The sequence below is a fragment of the Acetomicrobium sp. genome, from assembly GCF_059026225.1.
In genome coordinates this window covers 971,599-990,292 of record NZ_JBWQOQ010000007.1, presented here as the reverse complement: position 1 = coordinate 990,292, position 18,694 = coordinate 971,599, and the positions used below count along the sequence as shown (strand labels likewise).

The following is an 18,694-nucleotide window of genomic DNA, read 5'->3' as shown; positions in this document are numbered from 1 at the left end:
TTTTAGTATTTGACCTATATTATTTTATAGCATACTTTCGATAAGTTGAATGATATAATTAACGATACCGTTTTTCTCTTAATTTTGACAGCTTCTGAAATATACCATGTTTATCCTCAGATGGTGATTCGAATGTCAGGATCTTTAAACAATTATCTAGAGTATACGAGAGGGAAGGTAAACAGCGTCCTTTATGGACTGTTTTTTACTCCTTTAAGTTTGATTTATGGACTTGGCGTCTCGCTTCGTAACTTTGCCTATGATCACGGCCTGGTTTCATCTTTTGAACCCTCGCTTCCAGTTATAAGCATTGGGAACATAACGATGGGTGGAACAAATAAAACTCCCTTTGTAGAGATGCTTGCCAGAAAATTTTTAACCTTAGGTTTAAATCCCGGCTTGGTCACAAGGGGATATGGCGGAAAACACAAGGACAAGGGCCCGATTCTCGTAGTAAACGGCAAGGGTGATCGCGGTCAGGTCGGAGATGAATCCCTCCTTCTTTCATCTAGACTGCCTGGTGTTCCTGTCGCCGTTTCGCTCGATAGGCTTGCGGCACTTGAGATGTTGCGATGGGAAAACAAGGTTGATATTGCCATATCGGACGACACCTTTCAGCACAGGCGAATGGTGCGTGATGTAGATATAGTGTTGATAGATGCCACATGCCCCTTCGGCAACGGCAAGCTTTTTCCTGCCGGTGCCTTGAGAGAGTCCCCTAAAAATTTGAAGCGAGCTCACATTTTGGTGATCACTAAGGCGGATCAGGTAAAAGAGGAAGCGCTAGCTGAACTGATATCTTTGGTCCGCAAGTATGCATCCGACAAACCAATTTTCACGTCAAGGTTAGTTTTAGAACGGTGGCAGAAGTGGGATGGAGACCAATTTGTCGACACAGATCCTTTAAATCCCAATCTCCCTGTATCGATTTTTTCAGCCATAGGAAATCCAGAGAGCTTCCGTAATTTCATCGAGAATATGGGGTATAACGTTAAAAGCGAAATGCGTTACAGGGATCACCATATGTACTCGAAAAAGGACTTGGACAACATAGCCCGTCGTTGCAAGCTGGTAGGTGCAAAAGTCGCAATATGTACCGAGAAGGATGTTTATAACTTACCACAGGGTTGTTTGATCGATATTCCTATCTATGTTCCAAGTGTAGTGACTGTGGTAAGTGAAGAAAGTCGTTTTTTTGAAACCCTAATAGAAACGTTGCGACCAAAAATTGTCATCTCGTCCAACGGCCATGGCGAAGATTCGATGGCATGTCTTTTGGCCGAACGCATACGAAAAGACCTTCCTAAGGCCAAATTGTACGCCTTTCCTTTGGTTGGAAAGGGTAAAATTTTTGAGGATTCGGGCATAGAGGTGTATCCTCCCCCTCTTGATACTCCAAGTGGTGGTGTAATAAAATACAGTTTCTTTGAGCTCATAAAAGACGTTCGGGCGGGGCTTTTAGGACACGTGAAAAGACAACTGGATGCATGGTCCCGGCTCAGAGGCAAGATTAGGACTCCCATATGCGTAGGTGATGTTTATCTATTGTTGCATGCTTTGTACGGGCAGGGAGTGCCGCCCCTTCTTTTGGCAACAGCTAAAACAGTTTATTTGAGGGGCCATTTCCTGATAGAAAAACAGATTCTGAGGAAGAAATCGAGAAAGGTTTGGACGAGGGACGAAATGACGGCTCGTGAACTGAGAAAAAGTTTCAGTTAACGCCGTTTACGTGGGAAATCCAATTATGGATTTGACAGGTGATAATAATAATGCAGCCTGTAAAGATCCGTGGACGGATAAAGAAGGACGTAGGATACTACTGTTGCCTGGTAGCAGGCAGGATGCCTACAAAGATGTAAGATTGCTTTTAAAGGCGGCTGAGCTGGTAACGAAGCAAATAAAGGCTAACTTTTTGATGGTCATAGCTCCCAGCATTGAGTGGAGCAAGATGATATCAAGCCTTGAGGGGTATTTGTTTGAGGACAATCTATTAAGGAAGGGCGATTTAGAAGTTGCGATATCCTTTTGTCCTGTTGCCACGGCTGCAAAAAAAGCGGATCTGTTGCTCGGGCTTGGCGGTACGGCCAATCAGGTATGCGCGGGTCTGGGAGTTCCAGTAGTCTCTGTCGATGACAAGGGAAAAAGGGTTCAGAAAAAACTTTTGGGTGATGCCGAAGTGCTCCTTAAAAGAGACCCGCAGGTAATTGCCGCCGAAATTATATCGATTCTGGGTGATAGCGAGAGGTACCAAGCTATGTCTTTGGCGGGCAAGGAGAGGATGGGCGAGCCTGGCGCAATAGAGGATGTAGCAAAGTATGTTTTGTGCGAGTTGGGATGGAAGCATAGGCATGATTTGTATTGCGCTCTGCAAAGAAGATTTCTCTATCCCCTTGAAAGTGTGAAGAAAGAAGAGGTGGAGGTTAGCGTTGAGTAAAGACATTTTAGCGGTAGTCCCTGCAAGGCATGGCAGTACGAGATTGCCCTGTAAGCCTCTCGTGAAAATAGGTGGCAAGCCTCTGCTGTATTGGGTTTTAAGGGGTCTATCTGAGTGTGAGGTCAGCGAAATAGTGGTAGCCACCGATCACGAAGAGATAGCCGAATTTGTTTTCAAACAAGGTTACGAGGCTGTGATGACGCCTTCAGAATTGCCTTCCGGTAGCAACAGGACGGCTTGGGTTGCACAAAGGAAGTCTGCTGACATAATATTGAACGTTCAAGTTGACGATCCGATGGTGGGTCCGGATATGGTCGATCCTTTAATAAAGGCCTTGGCGAACTCGGAGGAAGCAAATGTTGCCTTGCTTGTGAAGCAGATTGAAAAGGCAGATGAAATTTCTAACCCCAACATCGTAAAGGCAGTGTTTGACCAAAAGATGCATGCGCTTTATTTTAGCAGATCTCCCATTCCATATGAGAGGAACAAAGGCGCAGTGTATTATAAACACATAGGTCCCTATTGCTACAGGCGCGAATTTTTGCTTGAATTCGATTCGTGGCCGCAAAGCCCCTTGGAGAAGACGGAAAGCTTAGAGATGTTACGTATACTTGAAAGAGGTTACGATATCTTATGCATAGAATCCGAGAGGGACACAATTGAAATTGATACCCCAGAAGACGTTATGATCTTCGAACGGTATTTAGAAAAGCACGGAGATGAGATGCCATGGTTAAAAGGGTAAAGGTTGGTGATATAACGATAGGGGAAGGGCGGTTTGTATTGGTTGCGGGTCCCTGCGTCCTTGAAAGTCTAGAGTTGGTTCTTGAGGTGGCTAGCGGAGGTCAAAAAAATGTGTGATGATTTGGGTTTAGCTTACATATTTAAGTCCTCCTTCGATAAGGCAAATCGCACGTCTATCCATTCCTTTCGTGGCCCTGGCCTTGAGGTTGGTTTGAGGTGGTTAGAACAGGTGAAATCAATGATTGGAGTCCCAGTGCTTACCGATATTCACGAGCCAAATCAAGCAGAACGCGCAGCTCAAGTTGTAGACGTAATACAGATACCAGCATTTTTATGTAGGCAGACCGATTTGCTCGTATCCGCGGCAAAAACTGGCAAGCCGCTCAATATAAAGAAAGCTCAATTCGTGAGCCCTTACGATATGCGTTTTGTGCTTGAAAAGGCAAGGGAATCGGGCAACGATAGGGTAATTTTATGCGAGAGGGGAGCTGCTTTCGGTTACAATGAGCTAGTTGTGGATTTCCGTTCCATCCCCATTATGAGGTCCTTTGGGTGTCCCGTTATGTTCGATGCGACACACAGCGTGCAAATGCCTGGAGGACTGGGAGGGGTAAGCGGTGGGGACAGGAGGTTTGTCCTACCTCTTGCAAGAGCCGCGGTGTCCATCGGGATAGATGCTTTATTCATGGAGGTTCACCCGAAGTCCGAACGAGGCAAAAAGTGATGGTCCCAATATGATAGCTTTGTCCGATTTAAGGGATCTCCTTGGTCAATTAGTTGCCCTCGATGACCTGGTAAAAGGCAAACTTGGATATGTTGACGTGGGGGAGGCGTAACTTGGTAGTGAAAAAGGATTTCGCTGACAGAGATGTTTTAACTCTTTCTCATGAGGATGAAAGGTTGCTCGAAATCGGGAAGAAAGTGTTGATGCAAGAGGCAAGGGAGTTGATCAATGCGTCATCTCGTTTTGGGCTAGAAATGATAGAGGCCGCTAAATTAATATTTGAATGTAAAGGCCGCGTAGTCGTTTGTGGTTTAGGAAAGTCCGGAATAATAGCGAAAAAGATTGCTGCAACATTCGCGTCTTTAGGCACGCCCTCTATTTTCCTCCATGCTACTGAGGGAGTGCATGGCGATTTAGGAATGGTGTGTCGCGGAGATATAGGCATTTTTTTGAGCAACAGCGGGCAAACCAACGAAGTATTAAAAATAATTCCCTATTTCAAACGGCTTGGCATTCCTGTCATAGCAATAACCGGCAACGTTTCTTCAAGATTGGGCAAGGAAGCGGACATAGTGATAGATGCGAGTGTGGAAAAAGAAGCTGACCCTCTGGGGTTGGCTCCCACGAGCAGTGCGGTTGTTCAGCTCGCCATTGGAGACGCCCTTGCAGCCATGGTCGCAGATTTGCGAAAACTTAAAAAAGAGGATTTTGCCCTTTTTCATCCCGGAGGCTCCTTGGGGAAAAAACTTCTTCTAAGAATTAGCGATGTTATGGCGAGCAATGAAGGGCTTCCTGTGGTCTCAGAAAAGGCGTCCGTAAGAGAAGCGCTCTTTGAGATAACTAGTAAGGGGTATGGCGCTACGATTATAGTGGACGATGAGGGCAGGTTAAAGGGCATATTTACAGATGGCGATCTTCGTAGATTGATAGAGGATCGAGGGGAGACGGGAGTGCTTTCGTTACCGATTGTGGAAGTAATGACCAGAAATCCAAAGACGATCGGTGTAGATGAATTAGCCGTTAAAGGAGTTCTTTTAATGGAAAAATACGAGGTAAGCGTCCTTGTCGTCATGAAAGAGGGATTTCCCGTGGGGATGGTTCACCTACATGATATGCTGAAGGCGGGGGTGGCTTAGCTGAATTTAAAGTCCTACTCTTTTTTGATCAGCCTTACCTATTTGGTGCTTTACCCTTATTTAAGAATTCGTTACCGGGAAGGTTTTAGCGATAGGGTAGGCAGGGTGAATAAAGAGCAATTTAAAGCACTTGACAATGATCCTATATGGGTTCATGCGGTCTCAGTTGGTGAAGTTCAGGCAGCTTTTCCCTTGATTTTACGAGCACGTAAATGTAAATACAGTGCTCCCATATTCATTTCAACGGTGACTTGTACCGGAAAAAGGATGGCTCAAAAGCTGCTTTCTGATCTGGTCGATGGTCATTTTTATTACCCTTGGGACGTTCCATGGGTGATAAGGCGATCATTGGACATTCTCAATCCTAAGGCGTATATAAGTGTGGAAACTGAAATTTGGCCCTATCTTCTCCACGAACTAAAAAAAAGAGAGATACCGTCCTTTTTGGTTAACGGAAGGTTTTCCGATAGATCCTTTAAAAAGGCTTGCAGATCACTCCAATTTTGGAAAGAGACCTTGGAGTGCTTTTCTGGTATTTTAGTCAAGTCGTCCGATGATGCTGAGAAGCTTTATTATTTAGGGGTCAACCCAGATAAAGTAAAAATCATTGGCGATGTTAAAATAGATGCCCTGCTTTTAAGGCAAGATAGGGTCAATCCAGAAAAGCTGAGGAAGAGGTTGCGTATAAAGAAAGGAAACCCTTGTTTCATAGCAGGCAGTACCCACAGCGGCGAGGAAACCGTGGTGCTTGAGGCCTTTGAGTTAGTAAAAGAAAAACTACCCCAGTCCCAGCTGGTCTTGGTGCCGAGACATCCCGAGCGTGCAAAGGAAGTTTGTGCTTTAGCTGGTCAAAAGCACAAAGTCTCCTTGGTTTCTGAAATAAAGCAAGGCTGGGATGTGTTAGTAGTAGACGAGGTGGGACTTTTGTTTGACCTTTATTCACTGGCAACAGGTGCCTTTGTTGGAGGTAGCTTAATTCCCAAGGGGGGACAAAACGTGCTTGAGCCCGCCTGTTTTGGAGTACCGATTGCCTTTGGTCCCTACATGGAAGATTTTTCATTACCAGCTACAGAACTGCAACGCCGTGGCGTAGCTGAGGTCGTAAAAAACGGCCAAGATCTTGCCAACGTTTGGTTGCGTGCATTAAACGTAGAAGCTGAACTAAAGAAGAAGGCTGTGGACTATATAGAAAGTTTGAGCGGAGCTTCAAAGCTGGCGTGGAATGAGATAGCTTCATGTTTGAGATGATTTTACTTTGACTTTGATGAATTGATGGGAGGGATTGGCTTGTCCTTTGAGATGTTTATTCCTGGAAAGGCATTTTTCGGAGCGGGTGTGGTTTCTAAAGTTACAGAGTTAATAGGCAATGACGTAAAAAAAGTGTTTCTGGTGACGGACGAAAATTTAGTGAAGCACGGTACGGCAAGCAGGGTTAAGCAAATTCTCGAGGCAGGGGGCGTGGAAGTCGAGATTTTCGGCGAAGTAGAACCTGAGCCATCGGTCGAGACCACGGATAAAGCGGCTGCCTTAGCACGAAATTTTGGGGCTCAAGCAGTGGTAGGTTTAGGCGGAGGAAGCTGCATGGACGTAGCTAAGGCCGTAAGCGTGCTTGTAACGAACGAAGGCTCAGCAGCCAATTATCAGGGTTTAGGCCTAGTTAAAAAACCGGGAGTTTTGAAGATTATGATCCCCACGACTGCGGGCACTGGTTCCGAAGTTACGTTTACTGCAGTATTAATACGTAGAAGTGATGGGTTCAAGGGCGGGATAAACGATGAAAAGTTGTTTGCTGATTACGCCATTTTAGATCCAGAGCTTACCATGACAGCCCCACCCAAAGTCACGGCTGCATCTGGCATGGATGCTTTAATTCATGCCCTGGAAGCCTATACGAGTATACACGCGACGTGGTTTAGCGATATGTTTGCCCAAGAAGCCATCAGACGTATAGGAAAGTGGATCAGAATTGCTACATGGAATGGCAAAAACTTGGAGGCCAGAAGCCACATGCAGTATGCGGCTTATTTGGCTGGTTTGGCCTTAGTTCACGCAGGGGTAGGAGCTTGTCATGCCCTTTCATACCCCTTGGGTGGGATGTTTGGGGTGGGGCATGGAATTGCCAATGCTCTGTTAATACCTTACGTAGTCAGGGCCAACGCTTTCAGTTGTCCTGGCCGTTATACCAACGTCCTCAAGTGGTTAGGGTATGTCGATGAAGGAAGCAATATCAATGTTCGTGACGGTGCTTTGCTTTGTGCTGAAGCTTTAGATGAGTTGCTTGAAGATTTGGAGTTGCCCAGGACTTTAGAGTCCCTGAGCGTAGGTATAACGAGCGAACATTTTCCCGAGATGGCAGAAAAAGCTTTAGCCGTAAGCAGGCCTATGGAAAATAATCCTAGGCCTTTTGATAAGGAGCTTTGCATCAAAATTTACGAGGAGGCGATGAAATAATGCCGGGCTTTGAGTTGTTCGATCAGAAAGAAATTGATGCCTTGGCGGATGTTATCAAAAGAAAAGTTGTGCACAGGTATTCCTTCCAGGACGTCAGAGAAGGAATTTATCGGGTAGCAGAATTTGAAGAAGCCTTTGCAAAAAGGGTAGGGACTAAATACGCTTTAGGCGTGAGCAATGGCTCGGCGGCTCTCTACGTAGGCCTTAAGGCCCTTGGTATAGGGCCTGGCGATGAAGTGATCACTAGTGCTTTTACCTTTATCGCAAGCATTGAGGCCATACTGGAGTGCGGGGCTATTCCTGTGCTGGCAGATGTCGACGAAAGCTTGAATCTTGATCCGAGTTCCGTTGAAAGTTTAATTACGGATCGGACCAAAGCTATAATGCCTGTTCACATGTTTGGCGCAGCTGCCGATATGGACGCCTTCAAGGAGATATGCGATCTGCATGGCCTTTATTTGATTGAAGATGCGTGCCAGGCTATCGGGGCTACTTACAAGGGCAGGGGTTGCGGCGGTCTTGGAGTTTGGGGCGCCTACAGTCTCGATCCTTATAAGGTCATAACCGTGGGCGAAGGCGGAATGTTATTCACTAACGATGAAGAATTGTACAAGAAAATGGAGTACTACCATGATCATGGCCATATACACGACTTGAATATAGATAGAGGAGCTGAGGGAAAGGCTTGTCTTGGTTTCAACTTCAGAATGGGTGAGCTTCAAGGTGCCCTGGGGTTGGCGCAATTATCTAAGCTTGATACAGTCATTGAAGCGCAAAGGAATAACAAGAAAAAAATCTTAGATGCTATAGGTGAGGTAGAGGGAATTTCCTTGCGGGATTTACCTGACAGGGAAGGCGAAATTGCGTCTCATTTGATTTTAATCTTGCCAGATGCCAGCGCTGCGATGCGTTTCAAAGAGGCATGCACCGAAGCTGGGGCAGGCTGCTCCATATTGTCCGATAACACCTGGCATTATGCGAAACACTGGGCCACCTTGAGGGAAGGTAAGTACTACTCCAGGGTGCGCTGTCCCTTTGACTGTCCCTACGCTGAGGACATGCCCTTATATCGTCCCATTGAATGGACTCAAACCGAGGAAATACTTTCGCGATCCGTCATGTTTGCTATAGGCGTAGTGATGGACGATGCGAAGATAGAAAAAATTGCCAATGCAATAAACGCAGGTATAAAGGCAGCCCTTTAAGCTGAATCGAGAGTACTTTTAAAGAAAGGGTCGCGATCTTAATGACTAGGTTAGCGGTGCGGCCCTTTCTTCATTCGGACTGAGTTTCTGCATTATCCTTTGGCAATACGATCTGAAAAGGCAACGGCGATTCCATTAAGTAGGCGTCTTCGCCATCTTGATAATAGTGCGACAGGAGACGTATGGGCTTAAACCCAAATTGCTCGTACAACAATCGCGCAGGATGATTGGTGACCCTTACCTCTAAAAGGACACTTTTACACCCTAAGCTTACTCCCAGCTCTCCCATTGCAAGCAGTAACTGAGATCCTATCTTGTTGCGCCTGAAGTCAGGATGGACAGCGAGGTTCATGATTTTAAGCTTTCTCTTTTCTCGACGACAGGTGCCAAAACCACACAACTTGTCTTCCCACCAGGCGCCTATGTAAAAAATCCTGCCTATTTTACGCTTAAGATCCGCTTCGAAGATTTCGTAAGGCCAAGGGTATTCGTAAGCTGCCCTTTCAATGAAATAAATTTCGTTTAAGTCTTTTAAACTGCAATACCTTATATCGACTAAAAACATCACTAGAGGCCCCTTCTATCGTTTTTCTTGCTACCGCTACAAATACAAAATAGATCCAAAGACCTCAGAAATATTTTACAACCAAAATTGTTTTTTGCGACGTATGAAAACGTTAAGTATAATGGAATTACAGGTTTACTAACTTAAATATCCCTAAAGACGCAGCGTGCTTAAAGGAAGCGAAATAGAGGTGTTTGAAAGGTGGATAAAACGGCTTACCTGATGATGCTTGAAAATAGGCACAAACGATACTTTGATGTCTATAGAAATTACGAGATAAAAGGCAAATCCTTCGATTTATACGCCGAGTGCCATGTTCGGACCGAGCGCACGATACTGGGATATGCCCTTGATGCTTACGAAGCTCATGATTATAGAATGATAAAGTGCTACGATGGGCTGCCGCTATCGGAGATAGTCGACCTTTACAGTTGGATTACCTTAGAATATGATAATTGGGTAAATCCAAAGGAGAATCATATGTGCACATTTCTTACTTTAGTGGTAGTATTGAGCAAAGGAGCTTCACGTGAGCTCGTTCGTTTCGTTGAAGGAGTAAAACATGGTCGTCATTTCAAATTTGGCTTGAGGGGATGGTACGATTTGAGGTTTTTACTCGTCGATTTAAGCAACGAACGGGTGTGGAGCAATGTTAGTGGAAGGCAAATAAAAGAGGATTTTATTATAAAGCCAGAACCTAAGAGTTTTTTGAAAAAAATATTTACGTGGAGGTGAGCTTTGATGAGCGGTGTAATGTTGATGTTGGTCTCTTTCTTGCTTTTTTTATTGGCTTACATATTTTACGGCGGTTGGCTTGCAAAGCAGTGGGGTATAGATCCGCAAGCAAAAACCCCAGCTCATGAGCTTTACGACGGAATTGACTACGTTCCTGCAAAGGCTCCTGTCCTACTGGGTCACCACTTCGCTTCCATTGCGGGAGCAGGGCCAATTAACGGCCCAATACTGGCTGCGGTCTTTGGATGGCTGCCTGTTACGCTGTGGATCGTCATTGGCAACATATTTATTGGAGCTGTTCACGATTTTGGTTCTCTTGTAGCTTCGATCAGACATAAAGGCTTGTCCATCGGCGGCATCATCGATGCAAACGTCGGAAGGGCAGCCAAGAGGCTATTTTTGCTCTTCTCCTGGCTTACCCTAGTACTCATCATTGCGGCTTTTGCCAATATAGTAGCTGACACTTTTGTCTCTACCCCTGAAGCTGCTACGGCGTCGCTATTGTTTATTCCCTTAGCCATGGTTTTTGGATTTGCAATATACAGGAGAAATGCCCCATTGATCGTGAGCACTGTTGTTGGTGTTGCGCTTTTGGCGTTGTGCATATGGCTTGGGGTTGTCTTCCCACTGAAATTGTCCAAACAAGCGTGGTTGATAATATTGTCACTGTATATTGTAGTGGCTGCTATTTTGCCTGTGTGGATGTTGCTTCAGCCTAGAGACTACCTTAACTCTTTCTTGTTATATGCCATGATCCTGGGTGGGTTTATAGGCGTTCTCTTATACCATCCCAGGATAGCAATGCCAGCGGTGACTGCTTTTAAACATCCAACTCAAGGTTATCTTTTTCCAATGCTTTTCATAACGATAGCCTGCGGAGCTATATCGGGTTTCCACTCGCTTGTTGCTTCTGGTACTACGGCAAAACAGATTGACAAAGAAGGAGACGCAAAAGTAATCGGTTACGGTGGCATGTTGATAGAAGGTGCACTCGCAATTCTTGCTACTCTTACGGCAGTTTACCTAACTTCGGATGGTTATGCGGAACTTTTAAAAGGAGGACCTGTTAACGTATTTTCAACTGGGTTAGCTACCTTCATGACCAGCTTTGGCGTAGATGCTACGATGGGAAAAACCTTCACTGCCCTGGCTGTGTCGGCCTTTGCGCTTACCACTTTGGATACAGCAGGTCGACTTGGAAGATTTGCCTTTCAGGAATTCTTCCAGGAAACGTCTGCTACGGAGTCATCAACATCTGGAACGTCGATCCTTAGCAATAGATACGTTGCTTCCGTCATAACAATTGGCGTTTCAATTTACTTGGCCTTTACGAGTTGGGGATTAATATGGCCCATGTTTGGTTCTGCCAACCAACTTTTGGCAGGCGTGGCTTTCCTCGCAGTGGCTGCGTGGCTTGCCAACAAGGGAATGAATAACAAGATGTTAATAGCTCCGATGATATTTATGTTTGTAGTCACCCTTACAGCCCTGGTATTCTTGATCAAATCAAATATTGCAAAGGGAAACTATATATTGGTCTTCTTTGGAGCCCTTCTTTTTGTACTGGCAATTATCTTGATAGCATTAAGCTACAATGTTTTAACTGGAAAGAAGAAAGAGCAGCAGGCATAGTTCCTTTGATCCCCAGGGGAATGTGTTTTTCGTGGATTCCCCTGGGGATGTCGGGATCTGGAGTTTAAATGTGAATTTTTGTAATTTAATAAAGGGGGAACAGTGATGTGGAAAAAGGTGGCGGCCTTCTTTAAGGACTTTTTTGCCACCCTATTGAAGCCTATAAATAAAACTCACCCCATGGTGATGAAAGAGGCGCTCGATACTAATGATGCTTTTATGATCCTCGTTTTTGGCGATCTTCTAGGCATACCTAATCCAACATCTTATTACACTTTAGAGTTGTTGCCTTACTTGGCTGACGATATAGAGCGTTGGCAACAACGCATGGCGGTTAAAGGCACAGTCTTGGAAGAAAAGGCTGCGCAATTTGATTTCTGATGTTAAACTTTCACCCCGTTGGGGTGATTTCAAGGAAATTGGGAGGACGTGACACTATATGAGCGTGGCTGTTTTATTCGACAAAAAATACGTGTTTTTTGGAGGCAAGGGCGGCACTGGTAAAACAACTTGTGCCGCCGCTTTTTCTTTGAAAGCGTCAGAGAGGGGCAAGCGAATATTGCTGGTTTCCACCGATCCAGCTCACTCTTTGTCCGACATCTTCGATAAAACCATTGGTCCAAAGGGAGCTCAAATTTTAGATAATCTGTTTGCTCTTGAGGTAGATCCGGAAATCGAGGCTAAGAAATACATTGAAGGCGTCAAAAGACAGCTATCAGGTGCGGTCAGCAGCGTTGTAATTGATGCTCTGCAAAAACAAATTGATGCAGCCTACATGTCACCTGGTTCGGAGGAAGCGGCAATATTCGATAAGTTCATTGAAGTCATGGAAGAAGCGGAGAAATCCTTTGATATGGTGGTCTTCGATACCGCTCCTACGGGGCATACTTTAAGGCTCTTGTCCTTGCCCAAGCTTCTTGACCTGTGGATCAATGGCCTCATAGAAAAGCGCGAAAAGGCGTTAAAATTATTTCAAAGGGCATCCGGCGTTGTAAAAGAGGACCCGATTTTACGCATTTTGCAAAAGAGAAAAACCCTCTTTGAAAAGGCGTGGGACGTGTTAAGCGATCACGAAAAGACGGCCTTCGTCTTTGTGGTAACTCCGGAGCGATTGTCTGTCTTTGAGACGGAAAGAGCCCTTAAATATTTAGAAAGCTCGGGTATCAAGGTCGCCGGCATTGTGATCAACGGCGTTATCCCGCAGGAACTGAGCGGGAATTTCGTAGATAAGCGAAAAGAAGTTCAAGAAAAATACATAAATGTGATTTACGAAAAGTTTGGCGATAAGGTGTTGACAAAAATCGAGCTTCTTGACAAAGACGTGTGGGGTTTGATGGACCTTAGAATCATAGCGGACATGTTGATTGCGGGATAGGACATATTTATATTTAGCAAAAACAGTAGGGATAAAAGCACTTCCCTACTGTTTTATGAAAACTTCTAATGAAATTTTCATAAAGATTAACTTACGCTAAAGCTTTTGCTGCTCCAGGGTTTACCCCTAAAAGGTTCTCCTTCAACTAGCTCGATGAAGCGGGCGTGACACTTCGGGCACTTCATCACAGGGGGGACGTCTTCTACCTCAAATTCGTACTTACAAACGAGGCAGCGAAATTTTCTCATGATGACACCTCCCATCTTGCCTTTACTTATATTATACACAACTTTGGCCATTCGTGTTTTATAAAAATAGCGAGAATGCTATTACAAAGAGTAAAGAAGGGATCATGTTGAATACTTTAAAATGTTTTATATTTAATAGGGAAAGACTAAGTCCAAGAAGTAAGATCCCTCCAACTGCTGTTATGTTATCGATTAGCGTGTTTGATATGAAGTCGTTGAAGCAAAGGGTTCCCAAGGTGATTCCTCCTTGATACAGCAAAAGGGGAATTGCAGAAAAAAGCACTCCGACCCCTAAAGTGGAAGCCAGTGCAATTGAAGAGACTAAGTCCATCAAGGACTTGACCAGTAACAACCTGGGCGGCTTGCCGATTCCTTCTTCAAAAGCGCCCAATATCGCCATCGATCCCATGCAGAAAAGCAAAAAGGCAGTTAAAAACCCCTCGACCAAGTGGTCTCCGCCGAATTGAAATCCCTGCTCAATCATGTTAGTTCTCAAGCCCTTTAGTCCATTTTGCAATCTTTCTTCCAGTTCTAGTGCTTCCCCAACTATTGCGCCTAGGAGCACGCTCAACATCATGATTAAAATGTTTTTTCCCTGCATGGTCATCTGCACTCCCAGCGTTAATATGAACAATCCTATGACTTGAAAGGCAACCATTGTAATTCTTTCTGGTATTCTTCTTTTTATTATCAGGCCAATGGCGCTGCCCAAAACAATTGCTAAGGCATTTATTATGGATCCTGCCGCAGGGATGTTGCTTATAAAGTCATACATTTATATACCTCCCGTTGATAAAAACATATACAAGGAATTCTACCTTCAACGAGAAGAATATTCCACCCGCACGTCAGATTTGAGGTGGGTTTTTTTAGCTTGGATCAACGTTACAAGGTTGTAACTCAGAAAATTTAACGGGTCTGATTTAATAAAAAGAAAGGGTATAATTTGTCATATGTACGAGGTGGTTCAAAAGGTGCGAATGCTTTGTTTATAATTTTCTTATAAGCGGAAAGGTGTGATCTTTTTTGGAAAAAGTAAGATACGATATATCGCTTTGGTCCGATTTCGATATATATTTATTTAAACAAGGGAATCACTTTAATTTGTACGAAGCGATGGGCTCTCACCTCGTTGAAGCAGATGGGGAAAAGGGCGTTTATTTCGCGGTATGGGCACCGAATGCCAGTTCGGTTTCCGTAATGGGGGATTTTAATAATTGGTCTAAGGAGGCACATCATTTAAAGGTAAGAAGTGATGATTCGGGAATTTGGGAGGGTTTTATTCCCGGTTTACAGGAAGGGGTTCATTACAAGTATCATATTTCATCTCAATATAATAACTATAAAGTGGACAAAGGCGATCCTTACGCTTTTTTCTGGGAAAAGCCACCCAAAACCGCCTCCATTGTCCATGATCTGTCTTACCAATGGAACGACGAATGGTGGATGAAAAATAGGACGTCACGCAACTCTCTAAAATCGCCCATTTCTATATACGAGGTGCACCTGGGATCTTGGGGACGCGTTCCCGAAGATGGCAATAGGTGGCTGACTTATAGAGAATTGGCCCATCATTTACCGGAATATATAAAAAAGACGGGATTTACCCATGTGGAATTTTTGCCGGTAATGGAACATCCCTTTTACGGCTCCTGGGGATACCAGATCACTGGATACTTTGCCCCAACCAGCAGGTACGGCACACCACAAGATTTCATGTATTTGATTGACAGGCTTCATCAAGCGGGAATTGGAGTCATTTTGGATTGGGTACCTTCCCATTTTCCAAACGATGAGCATGGGTTGGTCTACTTTGACGGGACGCATCTTTACGAACATGCCGATCCCAGAAAAGGATTTCACCCCGATTGGAAAAGCTGCGTTTTTAACTATGGCAGATATGAGGTTAGGGCCTTTCTCATAAGCAATGCCAGATTTTGGTTCGAGAAATATCATATTGATGGCATAAGAGTGGACGCTGTGGCCTCCATGCTATATCTCGATTATTCCAGAAAAGACGGAGAGTGGATTCCAAACGAATATGGTGGGAGAGAAAACCTGGAGGCCATATCTTTTTTGAAGCGATTAAACGAAGTTATTTACATGGACTTCCACGGCATTCAGACCATCGCCGAGGAATCGACCGCATGGCCAATGGTAACTCGTCCTACCTATATCGGTGGACTTGGTTTTGGCATGAAATGGAACATGGGGTGGATGCACGATACTTTATATTATATGTCGCTTGACCCTATATACCGAAAGTATCACCATGATCAGCTGACTTTCAGCATATGGTATGCCTTCAGCGAAAATTTTGTACTTCCTTTGTCTCATGATGAGGTAGTACATGGCAAGGGCTCGCTCATTTCAAAGATGCCAGGCGATCAATGGCAAAAATTTGCGAACCTGCGCCTGCTTTATGGGTACATGTTTACTCATCCCGGAAAGAAGCTATTGTTTATGGGAGGAGAACTGGGGCAGTGGTCCGAATGGAACCATGAAAGCAGCATTGATTGGCATTTACTGGCATATCCCTTCCACCAAGGGGTTCGACGATGGGTACATGACCTCAATGAATTATATACTGGTGAACCGGCTTTTCACGAGTACGATCACGAACCTGAAGGCTTTGAGTGGTCCAACTTTTCTGATTGGCAGCAAAGCGTAATCTGTTATCTGCGAAAGGGGACGCAGGAAAAGGGTCTTTTCTTAATTGTATGTAACTTTACTCCCCTTCCCCGTTTCGATTACAGGGTTGGCGTGCCAAGGACTGGTTTTTGGAAGGAGGTATTAAATAGCGATGCCATTGATTATGGAGGAAGCGGCGTGGGTAATTTGGGAGGGGCGGTGTCTGAGCCTATTCCTTTTCAAAGGTGGCAATATTCCTTACCCTTAACACTTCCACCTTTGGGAATCTTGGTATTCAAACATGAAGGCTAAATTTACAATAATTGACTATTATTCATTGAAAAGAGGGTGCGAAGGTGAAACGTTACGTGTGTATTCATGGCCATTTTTATCAACCACCGCGGGAAAATCCGTGGCTTGAGTTTGTGGAGCGTCAAGAATCCGCCCATCCCTATCACGATTGGAACGAAAAAATTACCATCGAGTGCTATGCTCCCAACGCCGCCTCGAGGATATTAAACAGTGACAAGCATATAATTGCTATTGTAAATAATTACTCTAAAATCAGCTTCAATTTTGGCCCTACACTCCTTAGTTGGATGGAAAAGGAATTTTCTTGGGTTTATGAGTCTCTGCTAGAGGCCGATCGGATCTCGATGAAAAACTTTGGTGGACACGGATCGGCAATAGCTCAGGTATACAATCACATCATCATGCCCTTGTCTAGCTATCATGATAAATGGACACAAGTTTATTGGGGAGTTAGAGATTTCGAAAGGCGGTTCAATCGTTTTCCCGAGGGCATGTGGTTGCCCGAAACCGCAGTTGATTTGGAGACTCTTGAAGTCCTTGCTGACCAGAATATCAAATTTACCATACTAGCACCACATCAGGCAAAACGCATTAGACCTCTTAGGGGCGGGAGATGGAAGGAAGTGACAGCCGCAACTTTGGATACAAAAAAAGCTTATTTGTGCCGTCTTCCTTCCGGCAAAGATATTTCGCTGTTTTTTTACGACGGACCCATTTCGCAAGATGTGGCCTTTGGCGGACTTTTGAGTGATGGAAAGCTTTATGCGCAAAGACTCTCGGACGCTTTCAGGCAGGATGACGGTTTCCCGCAACTGGTTAATATCGCAACGGACGGGGAAACATACGGCCACCATCACCGCTTTGGAGATATGGCTCTTGCATACTGCATATATTTCTTGGAGTCCAAAAACCTGGCAAGGATTACGGTTTATGGTGAGTATTTAGAAAAGTTTCCGCCTAAAGATGAGGTGCAAATAGCGGAGAACACCTCTTGGAGTTGTGCCCATGGCATAGAAAGATGGCGCGGCAACTGTGGATGTGACACCGGAATGAATCCGGGGTGGACACAGGAGTGGAGAAGACCTCTTAGAGAGGCAGTAGACCTGCTGGACGAAAGGGCAACGGCAATTTACAAAACTTATTCTTCAAAGCTTTTAAAGGATCCCTGGCGCGCAAGGGACGATTATATAAATGTGATATTGGACCGCACTCCCAAAAACGTTGAAGACTTTCTCCATCGCAACGCCAGGAAGGATCTTTCAAAGGATGAAAAAGTAATCGCCTTGAAGTTGCTTGAGATGTCAAGAAACGCCATGTTGATGCTCACCAGTTGTGGCTGGTTTTTTGATGACATCTCGGGTCTGGAGGCCACGCAGATCATGACTTATGCCGCACGCGTTGTTCAATTGGCAAGAGACATAAGCGGTAAAAATTTAGAAACGGATTTCCTCACTTTGCTTGAGAAAGCTAAAAGCAACGATCCGGCAATGGAAAACGGCAAGCGGATATACGAGAAAATTGTGTTCCCTAAGGTTTTGGACCTCCTCAGAGTTGGCGCCCATGGAGTGATGGCATCCATGTTCCTAAACGGAAGTGTTAAAAAGAGCGTTTATTGCTATGAAGCTGAGAATGTGGATTTAAAAAGTTTTGGATTGAGAAAATTTGTTTTACACTTGGGCAAGGTTCGCGTATTCTCTTCAATTACTTGGGAAGAAGATCTTTTGGGGTTTGCCTCTTGTTATCTTGGTGGATTGCAGCTTTTCTGCAGCGTGATCGAACATGTAGACGAGGCATCTTATGCTTTAATGTTGAGAGAGCTGGAAACCGCCTTTGAAGATCAGGATGTTCCTGAGATAGTTAGAAAGATGGATAAGCACTTCAAAGGCAGGATTTTTTCCTTAAAGCATCTCTTTCGAGATGAGCAGTACAAGATTGTCGATAGCTTGATTGAAGATGCTCTAGATGTGATCATGGTGGCTTATGAAGAGGCATTCAACGCGAACTATTCTACAATGAAGGTGCTTCGGGAGTTGAAAATCCCCCTTCCAAGGGCTTTTCGCGCCACAGTTGATGTAACATTGAGTGGCAAGCTAGATGAAATTTTAAAGAATCCAGAGATTGACGTCGAGGACTTGGAGAAGATATGCAGGGAAATAAAGGATTGGAATGTACTGATTGACGAAGGTCAAATTAGCAAGATAGCATGTGAGAAGATCAACTCACTATTGGAAAGTTTTAAAGCTCAGGGAAGAGATTTAAGCTTATTGCTCAAGGCCGGAAGGATCATAGAACTTTTATCGCAGATTGATGTGAAGTTAGATCTATGGAAGGCGCAAAATATATATTTTGATATCGTCACTAACTACTTGGGGCAAAACAAAACTATCGAAAGCGAAGCTTGCAATGTAATTAAACGTCTTGGTTTACAGTTAGGCGTAGAGGTTCAGGTTTAATGTTTGGTGACTAGCGTTTAACGAGTGCTCATTACAAAGAGAAAGCTCT

The 18,694-nt window shown here is 44.5% G+C and carries 16 protein-coding genes and 1 pseudogene; 14 read left to right on the top strand and 3 right to left on the bottom strand.

Translation table 11 applies throughout. The features are described 5' to 3' along the window. Positions 1 to 132 precede the first annotated feature (132 nt). The 8 genes and pseudogenes from lpxK (at position 133) to AC5SXE_RS09420 (ending at position 8,694) form a co-directional block, all read left to right on the top strand. The gene (lpxK, locus tag AC5SXE_RS09455; RefSeq protein ID WP_493917234.1) at positions 133 to 1,719 is read left to right on the top strand and encodes a tetraacyldisaccharide 4'-kinase; all 1,587 of its coding nucleotides are present in this window, start codon (positions 133 to 135) and stop codon (positions 1,717 to 1,719) included. Positions 1,720 to 1,744: 25 nt separating this feature from the next. Further along, the gene (locus AC5SXE_RS09450) at positions 1,745 to 2,434 is read left to right on the top strand and encodes a hypothetical protein (protein ID WP_493917233.1); all 690 of its coding nucleotides are present in this window, start codon (positions 1,745 to 1,747) and stop codon (positions 2,432 to 2,434) included. Then, entirely contained in the window at positions 2,427 to 3,179 is a 753-nt protein-coding gene (gene kdsB, locus AC5SXE_RS09445; protein WP_323720854.1) for a 3-deoxy-manno-octulosonate cytidylyltransferase, read from the top strand. Before AC5SXE_RS09450 ends, kdsB begins: the two co-directional genes overlap by 8 nt. Further along, a pseudogene (kdsA, locus tag AC5SXE_RS09440) lies at positions 3,164 to 4,014 on the top strand (3-deoxy-8-phosphooctulonate synthase). Before kdsB ends, kdsA begins: the two are co-directional and overlap by 16 nt. A 7-nt stretch (positions 4,015 to 4,021) precedes the next feature. Continuing rightward, the gene (locus AC5SXE_RS09435) at positions 4,022 to 5,038 is read left to right on the top strand and encodes a KpsF/GutQ family sugar-phosphate isomerase (RefSeq protein ID WP_493917232.1); all 1,017 of its coding nucleotides are present in this window, start codon (positions 4,022 to 4,024) and stop codon (positions 5,036 to 5,038) included. A 45-nt stretch (positions 5,039 to 5,083) separates the two neighbouring features. Continuing rightward, entirely contained in the window at positions 5,084 to 6,286 is a 1,203-nt protein-coding gene (locus AC5SXE_RS09430) for a 3-deoxy-D-manno-octulosonic acid transferase (protein ID WP_493917302.1), read from the top strand. Between the two features lie 39 nt (positions 6,287 to 6,325). After that, on the top strand, positions 6,326 to 7,489 hold the full coding sequence (locus AC5SXE_RS09425; RefSeq protein ID WP_493917231.1) for an iron-containing alcohol dehydrogenase: 1,164 nt from the start codon (positions 6,326 to 6,328) through the stop codon (positions 7,487 to 7,489). Beyond that, entirely contained in the window at positions 7,489 to 8,694 is a 1,206-nt protein-coding gene (locus tag AC5SXE_RS09420) for a DegT/DnrJ/EryC1/StrS family aminotransferase (RefSeq protein ID WP_310848806.1), read from the top strand. Before AC5SXE_RS09425 ends, AC5SXE_RS09420 begins: the two co-directional genes overlap by 1 nt. A gap of 70 nt (positions 8,695 to 8,764) precedes the next feature. Here the strand turns inward: AC5SXE_RS09420 and rimI are convergent, their stop codons facing one another. Beyond that, complete coding sequence (gene rimI / locus AC5SXE_RS09415; protein WP_493917301.1) at positions 8,765 to 9,259, bottom strand: ribosomal protein S18-alanine N-acetyltransferase; 495 nt, start codon at positions 9,257 to 9,259, stop codon at positions 8,765 to 8,767. A gap of 201 nt (positions 9,260 to 9,460) precedes the next feature. On the opposite strand from rimI, the gene AC5SXE_RS09410 reads away from it, so the two are divergent. The 4 genes from AC5SXE_RS09410 (at position 9,461) to AC5SXE_RS09395 (ending at position 13,001) form a co-directional block, all read left to right on the top strand. Then, positions 9,461 to 9,994, top strand: a complete 534-nt coding sequence (locus tag AC5SXE_RS09410) for a DUF8052 family protein (RefSeq protein ID WP_493917230.1) — start codon at positions 9,461 to 9,463, stop codon at positions 9,992 to 9,994. A gap of 6 nt (positions 9,995 to 10,000) precedes the next feature. Then, positions 10,001 to 11,626: a carbon starvation CstA family protein gene (locus tag AC5SXE_RS09405; protein WP_493917229.1), complete on the top strand. Its 1,626-nt coding sequence runs from the start codon at positions 10,001 to 10,003 to the stop codon at positions 11,624 to 11,626. 105 nt (positions 11,627 to 11,731) lie between these two features. Beyond that, the gene (locus tag AC5SXE_RS09400; protein ID WP_303883535.1) at positions 11,732 to 12,007 is read left to right on the top strand and encodes a DUF7990 family protein; all 276 of its coding nucleotides are present in this window, start codon (positions 11,732 to 11,734) and stop codon (positions 12,005 to 12,007) included. A 58-nt stretch (positions 12,008 to 12,065) separates the two neighbouring features. After that, a complete protein-coding gene (locus AC5SXE_RS09395; protein ID WP_303883534.1) occupies positions 12,066 to 13,001 on the top strand; it encodes an ArsA family ATPase in 936 nt (311 codons plus the stop codon). Between the two features lie 86 nt (positions 13,002 to 13,087). On the opposite strand, the gene AC5SXE_RS09390 is transcribed toward AC5SXE_RS09395, so the two are convergent. Together AC5SXE_RS09390 and AC5SXE_RS09385 are read right to left on the bottom strand one after the other, a co-directional pair. Continuing rightward, positions 13,088 to 13,249, bottom strand: a complete 162-nt coding sequence (locus AC5SXE_RS09390) for a hydrogenase expression protein HypA/HybF (protein WP_303883533.1) — start codon at positions 13,247 to 13,249, stop codon at positions 13,088 to 13,090. 58 nt (positions 13,250 to 13,307) lie between these two features. Continuing rightward, on the bottom strand, positions 13,308 to 14,024 hold the full coding sequence (locus tag AC5SXE_RS09385; protein WP_323720862.1) for a DUF554 domain-containing protein: 717 nt from the start codon (positions 14,022 to 14,024) through the stop codon (positions 13,308 to 13,310). A gap of 251 nt (positions 14,025 to 14,275) precedes the next feature. Between AC5SXE_RS09385 and glgB the strand changes: the two genes are divergently transcribed. Beyond that, the gene (gene glgB / locus AC5SXE_RS09380; protein ID WP_310848817.1) at positions 14,276 to 16,192 is read left to right on the top strand and encodes a 1,4-alpha-glucan branching protein GlgB; all 1,917 of its coding nucleotides are present in this window, start codon (positions 14,276 to 14,278) and stop codon (positions 16,190 to 16,192) included. 44 nt (positions 16,193 to 16,236) lie between these two features. Next, positions 16,237 to 18,645: a DUF3536 domain-containing protein gene (locus AC5SXE_RS09375; protein WP_310848819.1), complete on the top strand. Its 2,409-nt coding sequence runs from the start codon at positions 16,237 to 16,239 to the stop codon at positions 18,643 to 18,645. Positions 18,646 to 18,694 lie beyond the last annotated feature (49 nt).

Coding starts and splice junctions, on each gene's coding strand:
- lpxK (WP_493917234.1), top strand. CDS start 133: ATGTCAGGATCTTTAAACAATTATCTAGAGTATACGAGAGGGAAGGTA.
- AC5SXE_RS09450 (WP_493917233.1), top strand. CDS start 1,745: ATGGATTTGACAGGTGATAATAATAATGCAGCCTGTAAAGATCCGTGG.
- AC5SXE_RS09420 (WP_310848806.1), top strand. CDS start 7,489: ATGCCGGGCTTTGAGTTGTTCGATCAGAAAGAAATTGATGCCTTGGCG.
- rimI (WP_493917301.1), bottom strand. CDS start 9,259: ATGTTTTTAGTCGATATAAGGTATTGCAGTTTAAAAGACTTAAACGAA.
- AC5SXE_RS09405 (WP_493917229.1), top strand. CDS start 10,001: ATGAGCGGTGTAATGTTGATGTTGGTCTCTTTCTTGCTTTTTTTATTG.
- AC5SXE_RS09400 (WP_303883535.1), top strand. CDS start 11,732: ATGTGGAAAAAGGTGGCGGCCTTCTTTAAGGACTTTTTTGCCACCCTA.
- AC5SXE_RS09395 (WP_303883534.1), top strand. CDS start 12,066: ATGAGCGTGGCTGTTTTATTCGACAAAAAATACGTGTTTTTTGGAGGC.
- AC5SXE_RS09390 (WP_303883533.1), bottom strand. CDS start 13,249: ATGAGAAAATTTCGCTGCCTCGTTTGTAAGTACGAATTTGAGGTAGAA.
- AC5SXE_RS09385 (WP_323720862.1), bottom strand. CDS start 14,024: ATGTATGACTTTATAAGCAACATCCCTGCGGCAGGATCCATAATAAAT.